Here is an 11,941-nt window from a genome sequence, read left to right on the forward strand (position 1 = left end):
CACCTGGCATTCATCGATTCACCGCTGCCGGCCTCCGGCACGGTGTTGTACGTCTCCCGGCGACGGCCCACCCCTTCGGAAAGGTATCCAGCTGGGGTGGGGCGCGCCGGGCTCGGTGTTGTCACTTGACATCGGCGGCGGGACCTCTGTGGGTCGTCGCGGCCTCTGTGGCAAACGCTGTGTCAGTCACGTTTCGCTCGGGCCTGCGTGTCTAGTCGTGCAGGCGCTTGCAGGGGTCAATCGGACCCGGGGAGCGAACAAGCAATATAACAGCAATGCCAGGGGTCAGCAATTGGCGACAAGCTGCGCTAGAATGGCGCTTTATTGCGGGTTTCGAGTGGGGTGACAGCGTGGCCGAAGGGCGTGAAGTGCAGTGGGTGGAAGTGACCGAAGGCCAGGTCGGCCAGCGCGTCGACAATTTTCTGATGAGTCGCCTCAAGGGCGCCCCCCGTTCGCTGGTGTATCGCATCGTGCGCAAGGGTGAGGTGCGCGTGAACAAGAAGCGGGTCAAGGCGGATACCCGTCTGGCGCTTGGCGATCTGGTGCGTATTCCCCCGCTCAAGCTGGCACCGCAGGAGGCAGTGCGCGAGGTCAGCGATAATCTGCGTAATCTGCTGGCCGGCAGCGTGCTGCTGGAAGGGCCTGACTGGATGGTCTTGAACAAGCCGTCGGGACTGGCGGTGCACGGCGGCAGTGGTGTCAAGATCGGACTGATCGAGGCGCTGCGGCAGGTGCGCGAGGACCTGGACTTCCTGGAGCTGGTGCATCGGCTGGATCGGGATACTTCAGGGTGTCTGCTGCTGGCCAAGTCCCGGCCGGCGCTGCTTGCGCTGAACCAGTCGCTCAAGCAGCACAAGATGAACAAGCAGTATCTGGCGCTGGTGGCAGGCCGCTGGCCAGCCCGTCGGGATTTCGTCAGTGCCCGCCTGGATCGCTACGACGCCGGCAACGGCGAGCGTCGAGTCAGGGTCGATCCGCAGGGCAAGGTGGCTCGGACCCGCTTTGGTGTGCGTGAGACCTTTGCCGGTGCAACCCTGGTGGAGGCGGAGCCGATCACCGGGCGTACCCATCAGATTCGCGTCCACGCTGCCCACGCCGGACACGTGCTGTTGGGCGACGACAAGTACGGTACCCGAGAGGGCGCTCGCCTCGGGCGCGAACTGGGGCTGGATCGCCTGTTTCTGCATGCTGCCTCGCTGACCTTCCCCGAGCCGACCAGTCAGCGGCCGGTGCAGATTCGCGCTCCCCTCGACGATGCCCTGGAAACTGTGCTCGACAAGGCTCGGCGGCGACAGTGAAAGATGTCGCCTGCGGCCTTGCCTGGTGCCGGCCTTGTGGCAAGAAAGACTGAAATTACAGTGCGCTAAATGAGCAAGTGTGGGTGAATCGCTGTGTCTGGCGGACATGGTGAGCCCGCGCCGGGCAGGCGAGCCAGGTTGCCAAACGATCGTCCTCGGCCAAGGATTCAGGTAAGGCATCGGCGGTTTGTGCCGGCGATGCGCCCATGAGTCTTCGGAGGGTAGGACGGTCATGCGTGTCATCAGCGAAAGAGAACAGTTTCCCGGTCACGACGGCAACCAGCTGGCGGCGAGGTTCGACCGGCCGGAGGTGGGTGAGCCCCAGGCGGTGGCGATCTTCGCCCATTGCTTTACCTGTACCAAGGATATCCTCGCCGCCAAGCGTATCGCGGCACGACTGGTGTCGCGGGGCGTGGCGGTACTGCGCTTCGATTTCACCGGTCTTGGTCATTCCGAGGGTGAGTTCGCCAATACCCATTTCAGCTCCAACGTGGATGACCTGGTGGCCGCCGCCAAGCATCTCGAGGGGCGTGGGCTGTCACCGTCTCTGCTGGTCGGTCATTCGCTGGGCGGTGCGGCGGTGATCGCCGCCGCCGAGCGACTGCCCGGGGTCAAGGCGGTGGCCACCGTCGGGGCGCCTTACGACCCGGCTCATGTAGTGCACAATTTCGGCTCGAACCTCGACGTCATCGAACGCGAAGGGGAGGCCGAGCTGGTCCTGGCAGGCCGTCCCTTTACCATCCGCAAGGCCTTTATCGAGGATCTCCAGAGTCAGCGTCAGCACGAGCGCATCGAGAACCTGGGGCGTCCGCTGCTGGTGCTGCACGCGCCCAACGACGAAACGGTGGAGATCGAAAACGCCTCGGCCATCTTCACCGCCGCTCGTCATCCCAGAAGCTTTGTTTCGCTGGATGACGCCGATCATCTGCTGACCCGGCCCCAGGACGCCGAGTACGCCGCCGAGGTCATCGTCGGCTGGGCGTCGCGCTATCTGGGCCTGGAGGCGCCGAAGCCCCCCGCGGGAGCGCCTGAAGGCGTCACCCGAGTATCCGAAGCCGATCCTGCAGGTTTTCGTCAGGACGTGGTCGCGGGTGCGCACCACCTGCTGGCCGACGAGCCGCTTTCCTACGGTGGGACCAATCTCGGTTTTACGCCGTACCAGTTGCTGGCGGCGGCGCTCGGCTCCTGCACGGCGATGACCGTGCGCAGCTACGCCAGGCGCAAGAAGCTTCCGCTCGATGATGTCACCGTGGACGTCTCCCATGACAAGATTCACGCCAAGGATTGTGGCGAGTGCGAGGCGACCAGTGGCAAAATCGACCACTTCGAACGTGTCCTTTTCCTGACGGGGGATCTCGACCAGGAAGCCCGCGACAAGCTCTTGGCCATCGCTGACCTGTGTCCGGTGCATCTGACGCTGGAGGGCAAGGCCAGGGTGGTGACTCGGCTGGCCGACTAGCCCTGGCGGGCGCATGCCGCTGTCACTGCTAGTCGTGGCGTCTGGTTCTCTGATGCTGCGCCGAGCCGGCCTGCGTGCTTGAGTGACCCATCATCGGGGAAGAGGCATTTATCCATGGGCGATGGCGCGGACGCCGTCGTCTCTCGAGGAGTTGTCTCTTGCGCTATGACCTGACCATCTTTGACTGGGATGGCACCCTGATGGATTCCATCGCCCGGATCGTATCCTGCATGCAGGCGGCTGGCCGCGAGGCCGAGTGGGGCGAGCTGGGGGAGGGCGAGATTCGCGATATCATCGGTCTCGGCCTGCCGGAAGCCATCGCCACACTGTGTCCGGGTATCCAGCCGGAGCAGGCCGAGCGTTTGAAGGCACGCTATGCCTGGCACTTCGTCGAGGGTGATGCCACCCCGGTCACCTTCTATCCCGGCGTCGAGGCGGGTCTGGCCTCGCTATCCTCGACCTCGGCGCTGGCCGTGGCCACCGGCAAGAGCCGTCGCGGGCTCGATCGTATCTTCCGCCAGAGCGACACCGGTCGCTTCTTTCGTGCCAGTCGTACCGCCGACGAGACGCGTTCCAAGCCGGATCCCCTGATGCTGGTCGAGCTGCTCGAAGAGTGCGGCGTCGACGCCTCCCGCGCCGTCATGATCGGCGATACCGAGTACGATATGGAAATGGCGCGTGCCATCGGCATGCCGCGCATCGCTGTCTCGTATGGTGTGCACGATGTGCAGCGGCTGTCGCGCAGTGAGCCGCTGCTGGTGGCGGATCGCTTCGATCAGGTGCTGGATCACCTGGCTGGCTGAATCGCGTCGATCGTCTGGCAAATCGTTTTCTATTCCTGGTTGTCGCCAGGCTTGCAAGGAGTGGTGGGATGTCGGATACCCCCAAGGATGACCCCTGGACCCAGGGGGAGATGTCGTCTTCCAGCGGCAAGGGAGCGGCGGCAGCCGGCGGTAGTGGGCCGGACAAGAGCGGCGGCAGCGGGCCGGCTGAATCGTCCGGCGGCAGCGGGCCGGCTGAGCACGGCGGCAGCGGGCCGGCTGGATCGTCCGGCGGCAGAGGGCCGGCTGAACCCGGCGGCAGCGGGCCGGTTGGATCGTCCGGCGGCAGCGGGCCGGCTGAATCGTCCGGCGACAGCGCCGAAGTATTGCGGGAGCGCCAGCGCCTTGCCCAGATCGAGAGCATGGACCGCTGGATCCAGAGCGTACTGGTCGAGCAGCGGCGCAGTCGGCGCTGGAAGCTGTTCTTTCGTTTCGCCTGGCTGGCGCTGCTGCTGGGAGTGGCGGCGCTGGTGGGCTTTGCACTGCTGATGGTGCCTGGCGATGAGCGAGAGCAGGCCAGGCATCTTGGGGTGGTCAAGGTCGACGGTGTGATCGATAGCGAGTCGCCGGCCAATGCCGAGCGCCTGATCGAAGGTATCGAAGCCGCCTGGGAGTCGCCCAGCAGCGCCGCGGTGGTATTGCATATCAACAGTCCGGGCGGCAGTCCGGTGCAGTCCCAGCGGGTCTACAAGGCGGTGATGGCCCTGCGCGAGCGCGGCGACAAGCCGATCGTCGCGGTGGTCGAGGACCTGGGGGCCAGCGGCGCCTATTACATGGCGTCTGCGGCGGACGAGATTGTCGCTGCGCCGTCCAGTCTGGTCGGCTCTATCGGCGTCATCTACGCCGGCTTCGGGCTGGAGGGGGCCATCGATGACCTGGGTGTGGAGCGGCGCGTCTTCACCGCAGGCGACAACAAGGCCTTTCTCGATCCCTTCTCCGAGATGCGTCCCGAGCAGCAGGCCTTCTGGCAAGAGGTGCTGGATACGACCCATCAGCAGTTCATCGATGCGGTCAAGGCAGGGCGCGGTGATCGTCTGGCCGATGATCCCCGGATCTTCAGCGGCCTGATCTGGACCGGAGAGCAGGCGCTGGAGCTGGGCCTGGTGGATCGCCTGGGTACCCTGGACGAAGAGGCCCATGAATGGCTCGACCAGCCGCGAATAAAAGACTACACCCCATCCCAGGACCCCTTCGACCGCCTGGCTCGGCGCTTCGGTGTGGGCGTGGCCCAGTGGATGGGGCTGCCCCAGGCGTCATCGCCGGTGCGTTATCAGTTGCCCTGATCGCCGTTCGCGACATCGGTGGCGGATGCCGCCAGGGGGTCGGCGCCAGCCTCGCGCAGCCACCGGCACAGCAGAATCAGAGGGAGACCGATCAGGCTGTTCGGGTCGTCACCCTCCAGGCGCTCGAACAGGGTGATGCCGAGGCCCTCCATGCGAAAGCTGCCAGCGCACTGAAGCGGCTGCTCGCGGGCGACGTAGGTGCTGATCTCGGTGTCGGTGAGACGACGAAAGACCACGTCATAGTGCTGGTAGCCGACCCAATGGCGATGCTCGGCGGTGTCGAGCAGCGCCAGTCCGGTGACAAAACGCACCCGTTGCCCCGAGAAGGCTCGCAGTTGTGCGCAGGCGCGCTCCTGGGTGTGGGGCTTGCCCAGGATCTGGTCGTCGAACAGGGCTACCTGGTCGGAGCCGATGATCAGGTGGCGCGAGTAGGCGTCGGCCAGCGCTTCGGCCTTGGTCAGCGACAGCCGCTGCACCAGTGATGTGGGCGTCTCGTCCGTGCGGCGGGTCTCGTCGATGTCCGGGCTCGCCCAGGAGAAGGGCAGGCCCAGCCGTTCAAGCAGTTCGCGGCGCCAGGGTGAGCTGGAGGCAAGCACCAGTGGGGTCATGCGTCCTTCCTTGCAATGTGTGGAGTCGTGTCGGGGAGGCCCGCTATGGGCAGGTTGTGCTCGTCGGGTTCGAGCGGATCCCGGGACATGGTAACCTATTGAGCACAGGGCTTTGACAGGGGCGGAACGAGTGCCTATCATTGCGCGCCTATGTTGACCTCACGATTGCCCGGCCGGGTCGAGCCCTACAAGCTCGCCGCCCAAGCCGAACACCTCGAAGGCCTGGTGGCGCTGGCCGACATGAGCCGCCTGACCGAAGAGGTCGGCGCTCAACAGGGCGATGCCAGCGCCTGGCTGGAATTCGCCATCGACGCTCAGGGGCGTCGGGTGATCCGGGGGCGCCTGGAGGCCGATCTGCAGCTGCCGTGTCGCCGCTGCCTCGAGCCCATGGCCCAACATGTCACGAGCGACTTCCTGCTCGGGCTCGTCAGCAGTGACGACCTGGCCGCCGATCTGCCGAGCACCCATGAACCGGTGCTGGTGGAGAATGAACAGCTGGACCTGCTGGGCGTGGTCGAGGATGAACTTATCCTCAGTCTGCCCCAGGTGGTCTACCACGACGAGTCAGAGTGTCCTGTCTCGCGCGACCAGCTGAGCAGCGGGGCGGATGCCGAAGTCTCGGAAGCGCCCTCTGGCAGTCCCTTTGACGTGCTCAAGCGCCTCAAGGGCAACACCGATACCTGATCGATTTTTTGTGGAGTGATTTCCCATGGCAGTTCAGCAGAACCGTAAGACCCGTTCCAAGCGCGGCATGCGTCGTAGCCACGACGCTCTGAGTGCACCGACCCTGTCCCAGGACAAGGAGACCGGCACCACTCACCTGCGTCACCACGTCTCCCCGGACGGTTTCTATCGCGGTCGCAAGGTCGTCGACGTATAAGTTGACGACGCCTCGATAGCGCCTGGCCGCCGGGATGCGGATTGCCGTAGATGCCATGGGCGGGGACAAGGGTCCCCGCGCCACCGTGGCGGGGGCGGCCAGGGCAGTCATCGAGGACCCGCAGCTCGACATTCAGCTGTTTGGCCCTGCGGGCCTGCTGGATGACGAGATTTCACGCCTGCCGCGGCCTCTGGCCGCGGCGGCGTCGCATCTGCACCTGTGTGACGCACCCGATATCATCCCCGCCGATATGCGCGCCTCTCAGGCGCTGCGCCGAGGCCATGCTTCAAGCATGGCTCGCATGCTTGACTGTGTGGCGGCGGGTGAGGCCGATGTCGGCGTCAGTTCCGGCAATACTGGCGCCTTGATGGCGCTGTCGCGCCGCGCCCTTGGCATGGTGCCGGGCGTGCCGCGCCCGGCCATCAGTACGGCGATTCCGACGCGAGGCGACGGACGCTGCTATTTGCTTGATCTGGGTGCCAATGTGGATGTGTCGGCGGAGCGCCTGGTGGACTTCGCCCTGATGGGCGATATCATGGCGCGCCACGTCGACGGTCTGGCGGCTCCACGGATTGCCCTGCTCAACGTTGGGGTGGAGTCGACCAAAGGCTCCCTGGCGGTACAGCAGGCCGATGCGGCACTGCGCCAGGTGGCCGGGATCGACTATCTTGGCTTTATCGAGGGCGATGGCGTGTTTGCCGGTCAGGCGGACGTCGTGGTCTGTGACGGCTTTGTCGGCAATGTGCTGCTCAAGGCCAGCGAGGGCCTGGCCAAGATGCTGGTCGGTCGCGTCCAGGCGACCTTCGAGGCGCACTGGGGGAGTCGGCTGGTGGGGATGCTGGCCCGGCCGGCGCTCAGACGATTGAAGAGTGAACTGGATCCGGTTCGCTACAACGGCGCCAGCCTGCTGGGGCTGGCGGGTATTGTGATAAAGAGTCATGGCAGCTGTGACGCTCAGGGTTTTTACTACGCCCTGAAGCGCGCCTCCCAGGAGGTCAGCCGTGACTTGCCGAGCCGGCTGGAGGCCGAGCTCGACCATCGTCGTCCATCTTCCGGTCCCTTGTTAGGGGGCAGTGTGGATATGGATGATGGCCAACAAGAGCTATAGGTGATCAAGATGACTCAACCGCTTGCCCTTATCTTCCCTGGGCAGGGGTCGCAACAGGTCGGCATGCTGCGCGATCTGGCCGAACGCTACAGCGTGGTGAGGACGACCTTCGAGGAGGCCTCGGAGGCGCTGGGTTACGACCTGTGGCAGGTGGTCCAGGAAGGTCCTGCGGAGGCGCTCAATGCCACCGCCTGCACCCAGCCGGCACTGTTGGCCTCCAGCGTGGCGATCTGGCGCGTGTGGCAGGAGCTCGAGGGCCCGCGCCCCGGTGCCATGGCCGGCCATAGTCTCGGCGAATACAGCGCCATGGTGTGCGCCGGCGCGCTTTCCTTTGCGGAAGGGGTTCGTCTGGTTCGCCTGCGCGGCGAAGCCATGCAGCAGGCCGTGCCGGCCGGGCAGGGCGCCATGGCGGCGATTCTCGGTCTGGACGACGCGGCCGTCGAGCAGGCCTGCGCCAAGGCGGCCGACGGGGACGTGGTCTCTGCTGTCAACTACAATGCTCCCGGGCAGGTGGTGATCGCCGGCAGCAAGGCCGCCGTGGATCGTGCCATCGCCGCCTGTCAGGAGGCCGGGGCCAAGCGCGCGATGCCGTTGCCGGTATCGGTGCCTTCCCACTGTGACCTGATGCGGCCGGCCGCCGAGCGGCTAGAGCAGGCGCTTGGTGATATCGAGCTCAAGGCGCCGCGCTATACCGTGGTGCAGAACGTCGATGCCCAGGCCCATGCCGATGTGGCCACCCTGCGCACTCGTCTGATCGAGCAGCTCTACCAGCCGGTGCGTTGGGTCTCCTGCGTCGAGAAGATGGTCGACGGCGGTGCCGAGGTGTTCATCGAGTGCGGGCCCGGCAAGGTCCTCACCGGCCTCAACAAGCGTATTGCCCGGGGCAGTCGCGGACTGGCGGTGAATGATCCCGACAGTCTCAGTGCCGCCCTTGAGCTGGCTCGCGAGATCAACTGATCGAAAGCCTCCTGGCCCGGCGCTGTGCCGGGCGACAACGACGAAGCAATGGAAGTGACCATGACAACCGAGCCTAGAGTCGCCCTGATTACCGGGGCCAGCCGCGGTATCGGCCGTGCCATCGCCCACGAGCTGGGGCGGCAGGGTCGCATCGTGATCGGCACCGCCACCACCGATGCCGGTGCCGACCGCATCGATGCGGACCTCAAGGAGCAGGGGTTTCAGGGCGCAGGGCGCCGCCTCGACGTCACCGATCCGACCAGCGTCGAAGCACTGCTGAAGTCGATCAACGACGAGTTTGGTGCGCCGACCATCCTGGTCAACAATGCCGGTATCACCCGTGACAATCTGCTGATGCGAATGAAGGAAGATGAGTGGGATGGTGTACTCGACGCCAACCTCAAGTCGGTCTTTCGCCTCAGCAAGGCGTGCCTGCGTGGCATGAGCAAGGCCCGTTGGGGCCGTATCGTATCCGTCAGTTCGGTGGTCGCCACCATGGGCAACGCCGGCCAAAGCAACTATGCTGCCGCCAAGGCGGGCATGGAAGGCTTCACCCGGGCGCTGGCGCGCGAGGTGGCTTCCCGTGCCATCACCGTCAACGCCGTGGCGCCTGGCTTTATTGCCACCGACATGACCCAGGCGCTGTCCGAGGATCAGCAGACGATGCTCAAGGGGCAGGTGCCTCTGGCGCGTCTGGGGCAGCCCGAGGAAATCGCCGCGGCGGTCGGGTTCTTGACCAGCGATAGCGCAGCCTATATCACTGGCGAAACCCTGCACGTCAATGGCGGGATGAACATGCGCTGAATGCGCTTCCTGCGTGTGTTGCGTCGACCCGAAGGGGTCTATAAACTACCCCGCAGTTTACTTGCGGAATTAACCAGCTGGTCATCAGAACGGCTAACGTGAACGACTGGAGTATGTCTAAATGAGCACCATCGAAGAGCGCGTGAAGAAAGTTGTGGCAGAGCGCCTGAACGTCAAGGAAGAAGATATTCAGAACTCCTCTTCCTTCACCGAGGACCTGGGCGCTGATTCCCTGGACACCGTTGAGCTGGTGATGGCGCTGGAAGAGGAATTCGATACCGAAATTCCTGATGAAGAAGCCGAGAAGATTACCACCGTTCAGGAAGCGATCGACTACGTCAACGCCAACCAGTAAGACCGGCTCGGTGTTCCGAGTCAGTCTGCCGGTGGCGGCGATGGCCGCTTGCTGAAAGGCGGGGATGCAATCCCCGCGGAAGCCGTCCTGGTTCGCCAGGGCGGCTTTTGCGTGTCCAGGCCTCGAAGGCAGGGTCCTGTGCCAGCCTTCCCGGTAAAGCCTCGGCGCCGGGGGGAGCACAGCGGCCTGTGTCTCGGGTATAATGCGCGCAACCGACGGTCCTCCACAGTTGGGCCGTAACTTTTTGGATGTCTGGAGGAAAGCTGATGTCTCGTAGAAGGGTAGTGGTGACGGGCCTCGGCCTGGTCACACCGGTGGGCAACACCGTCAAGGAAAGCTGGGACAGCATCCTGGCCGGCAAGAGCGGTGTGGCGCCCATCGAGCACTTCGATGTCAGCGGCTTCAACACGCGCTTCGGCGGTTCGGTGAAGGACTTTGATATCAGCCCCTACCTGAACCCCAAGGATGCCAGGAAGATGGACCTGTTCATCCAGTACGGTATTGCCGCGGGGGCTCAGGCCATCGAGGACGCCGGTATCGAGTGCACCGAGGAAAATGCCGATCGCATCGGCGTGGCCATCGGCTCGGGGATCGGTGGGCTGCCGATGATCGAGCACAACCACAACGCACTCAACAAGAGCGGCGCCCGGCGTATCTCGCCGTTCTTCGTGCCCGGCTCCATCATCAACATGATCTCGGGCAATCTGGCGATTCAGCACGGCTTCCGTGGTCCCAATATCGCCATCACCACCGCCTGCACCACCGGCACCCACAATATCGGCTACAGCGCCCGTACCATCGCATACGGCGACGCCGACGTGATGGTCTGTGGCGGTGCCGAGATGGCGACCACACCGCTGGGGCTGGGCGGCTTCTCCGCCGCGCGGGCGCTGTCCACCCGCAATGACGATCCCCAGGCGGCCAGCCGCCCCTGGGACAAGGATCGCGACGGCTTCGTGCTGTCCGACGGCGCCGGCGTGGTGGTGCTGGAAGAGTACGAACACGCCAAGGCACGTGGGGCGACCATCTACGCCGAGCTGATCGGTTTCGGCATGAGCGATGATGCCTACCACATGACCCTGCCGCCGGAAGACGGTCGCGGCGCGGCGGCCTCCATGGCCAACGCGATCAAGGACGCCGGCATCGACGCCAGCGAGATCGATTACATCAACGCCCACGGCACCTCGACCGCCGCCGGTGACCTGGCCGAGAGCCGCGCGGTGGAGAAGGTCATGGGCAGCGCCGCCCAAAGCGTCGCGGTCAGCTCCACCAAGTCGATGATCGGCCACCTGCTCGGCGCCGCCGGTGCGGTGGAGGCGGTCTTCAGCATCCTGGCGATTCGTGATCAGGCGCTGCCGCCCACCATCAACCTGGACAATCCCCAGGAAGGGTGCGTGCTCGACTACGTGCCGCATACCGCCCGCGATGCCAAGGTCGACGTGACCCTGTCCAACTCCTTCGGCTTCGGCGGCACCAATGGCACCCTGGTGTTCAAGAAGGCCTGATGGATGAATAGGCCGTCCGAGCCGACATTGCCCCTGAGTGATCGGGGGCTGGCCTACGGCGATGGCCTGTTCGAGACGGTGCTGGTGCGCGACGGCACGCCGCTGTTGTGGTCTGAGCACCTGGCACGACTGCTGAAGGGCTGCCGGGTGCTCGACCTGCCCCCGCCCCGTACAGAGGCCCTGGCATCCGCCCTCGCTGGCGCGGGGCCGGGGCTTGGTGTGCTCAAGCTGGTCTACACCCGGGGCAGCGGTGGACGGGGCTACGCGCCGCCGGCGTCCTCAGACCCCAGGCTTGAGGCGCTGTGGTCGAGCTTCGCACCCGATCAACAGCGTTGGGCAGCCGGGGTCAGGGTGCGTCGCTGCCGCCTGCGCCTGGCACGCCAGCCCGTGCTGGCCGGGATCAAGCATCTGGCCCGTCTCGAGAACGTGCTGGCACGATCCGAGTGGCGGGACCCCGCTATCGCCGAGGGGCTTCTCGAGGATGATCGAGGCCAGCTTGTCGAAGCCACCGCCATGAACGTGTTCTTTCTCGCCCGGGGCGCCGAACAGGTATCGACCCCGCCGCTGGATCAGTGTGGCGTGGCAGGTACCCTGCGAGCCGCCTTGCTGGAACAGGGCGCGGTGGTGGAGGCGCCGTTGCTGGCCGACGAGCTTTCGTCCTGCGAGGCTGTATGGCTTGGCAACAGCGTCCAGGGCGTGTGGCCCGTCGCGCGACTCGACGACAGCGAAGGGCAGCCCCAGCATGGCTGGGAGCTGAGTGATGTCCATCGCGCCTTTCAGCACCGAGCCCACCGCCTGCTGGGGTATGCCGGGGCCGACTGAGTCACCCGGGCGCTTCCAGCCGGGGTGCCTGCATCCGCTTT

At 65.2% G+C, this 11,941-nt stretch carries 13 protein-coding genes; 12 read left to right on the plus strand and 1 reads right to left on the minus strand.

Features of this window, described 5'->3' with window-relative positions:
- Window positions 1-350 precede the first annotated feature (350 nt).
- The 4 genes from NFG57_RS07635 (at window position 351) to sppA (ending at window position 4,861) form a co-directional block, all read left to right on the plus strand.
- Window positions 351-1,298, plus strand: a complete 948-nt coding sequence (locus NFG57_RS07635) for an RluA family pseudouridine synthase (RefSeq protein ID WP_045993400.1) — start codon at window positions 351-353, stop codon at window positions 1,296-1,298.
- Between the two features lie 232 nt (window positions 1,299-1,530).
- The gene (locus NFG57_RS07640; RefSeq protein WP_045993401.1) at window positions 1,531-2,757 is read left to right on the plus strand and encodes a bifunctional alpha/beta hydrolase/OsmC family protein; all 1,227 of its coding nucleotides are present in this window, start codon (window positions 1,531-1,533) and stop codon (window positions 2,755-2,757) included.
- Window positions 2,758-2,915: 158 nt separating this feature from the next.
- Window positions 2,916-3,560 (plus strand): HAD-IA family hydrolase, encoded by a 645-nt coding sequence (locus NFG57_RS07645; RefSeq protein ID WP_108447678.1) that lies wholly within the window; start codon window positions 2,916-2,918, stop codon window positions 3,558-3,560.
- 68 nt (window positions 3,561-3,628) lie between these two features.
- Entirely contained in the window at window positions 3,629-4,861 is a 1,233-nt protein-coding gene (sppA, locus tag NFG57_RS07650; RefSeq protein WP_348815810.1) for a signal peptide peptidase SppA, read from the plus strand.
- Here the strand turns inward: sppA and NFG57_RS07655 are convergent.
- The gene (locus NFG57_RS07655) at window positions 4,849-5,469 is read right to left on the minus strand and encodes a nucleoside triphosphate pyrophosphatase (RefSeq protein ID WP_045993404.1); all 621 of its coding nucleotides are present in this window, start codon (window positions 5,467-5,469) and stop codon (window positions 4,849-4,851) included. The two genes, sppA and NFG57_RS07655, sit on opposite strands and share 13 nt — an antisense overlap.
- A 150-nt stretch (window positions 5,470-5,619) precedes the next feature.
- Between NFG57_RS07655 and NFG57_RS07660 the strand changes: the two genes are divergently transcribed.
- From NFG57_RS07660 to pabC, 8 genes are all read left to right on the plus strand, one after another.
- Window positions 5,620-6,153, plus strand: a complete 534-nt coding sequence (locus tag NFG57_RS07660) for a YceD family protein (RefSeq protein ID WP_045993405.1) — start codon at window positions 5,620-5,622, stop codon at window positions 6,151-6,153.
- Window positions 6,154-6,178: 25 nt separating this feature from the next.
- A complete protein-coding gene (rpmF, locus tag NFG57_RS07665) occupies window positions 6,179-6,349 on the plus strand; it encodes a 50S ribosomal protein L32 (protein WP_010627954.1) in 171 nt (56 codons plus the stop codon).
- A 34-nt stretch (window positions 6,350-6,383) separates the two neighbouring features.
- Window positions 6,384-7,457 carry a phosphate acyltransferase PlsX gene (gene plsX / locus NFG57_RS07670; protein WP_348815811.1) on the plus strand — a complete coding sequence of 358 codons (1,074 nt, stop codon included), beginning with the start codon at window positions 6,384-6,386 and terminating at the stop codon, window positions 7,455-7,457.
- A gap of 9 nt (window positions 7,458-7,466) precedes the next feature.
- Window positions 7,467-8,414: an ACP S-malonyltransferase gene (gene fabD, locus NFG57_RS07675; protein WP_045993431.1), complete on the plus strand. Its 948-nt coding sequence runs from the start codon at window positions 7,467-7,469 to the stop codon at window positions 8,412-8,414.
- 60 nt (window positions 8,415-8,474) lie between these two features.
- Window positions 8,475-9,218, plus strand: a complete 744-nt coding sequence (gene fabG / locus NFG57_RS07680) for a 3-oxoacyl-ACP reductase FabG (RefSeq protein WP_045993432.1) — start codon at window positions 8,475-8,477, stop codon at window positions 9,216-9,218.
- Window positions 9,219-9,339: 121 nt separating this feature from the next.
- Window positions 9,340-9,573, plus strand: coding sequence for an acyl carrier protein (gene acpP, locus NFG57_RS07685; RefSeq protein WP_021820799.1), 234 nt, complete (start codon window positions 9,340-9,342; stop codon window positions 9,571-9,573).
- Window positions 9,574-9,839: 266 nt separating this feature from the next.
- Window positions 9,840-11,078 (plus strand): beta-ketoacyl-ACP synthase II, encoded by a 1,239-nt coding sequence (fabF, locus tag NFG57_RS07690; RefSeq protein WP_045993406.1) that lies wholly within the window; start codon window positions 9,840-9,842, stop codon window positions 11,076-11,078.
- 3 nt (window positions 11,079-11,081) lie between these two features.
- Window positions 11,082-11,900: an aminodeoxychorismate lyase gene (gene pabC, locus NFG57_RS07695; RefSeq protein ID WP_348815812.1), complete on the plus strand. Its 819-nt coding sequence runs from the start codon at window positions 11,082-11,084 to the stop codon at window positions 11,898-11,900.
- The last annotated feature ends 41 nt before the right edge of the window (window positions 11,901-11,941 follow it).

Origin of the sequence: Halomonas sp. H10-59 (genome assembly GCF_040070555.1) — a bacterium.
Lineage (GTDB): Bacteria > Pseudomonadota > Gammaproteobacteria > Pseudomonadales > Halomonadaceae > Halomonas > Halomonas litopenaei.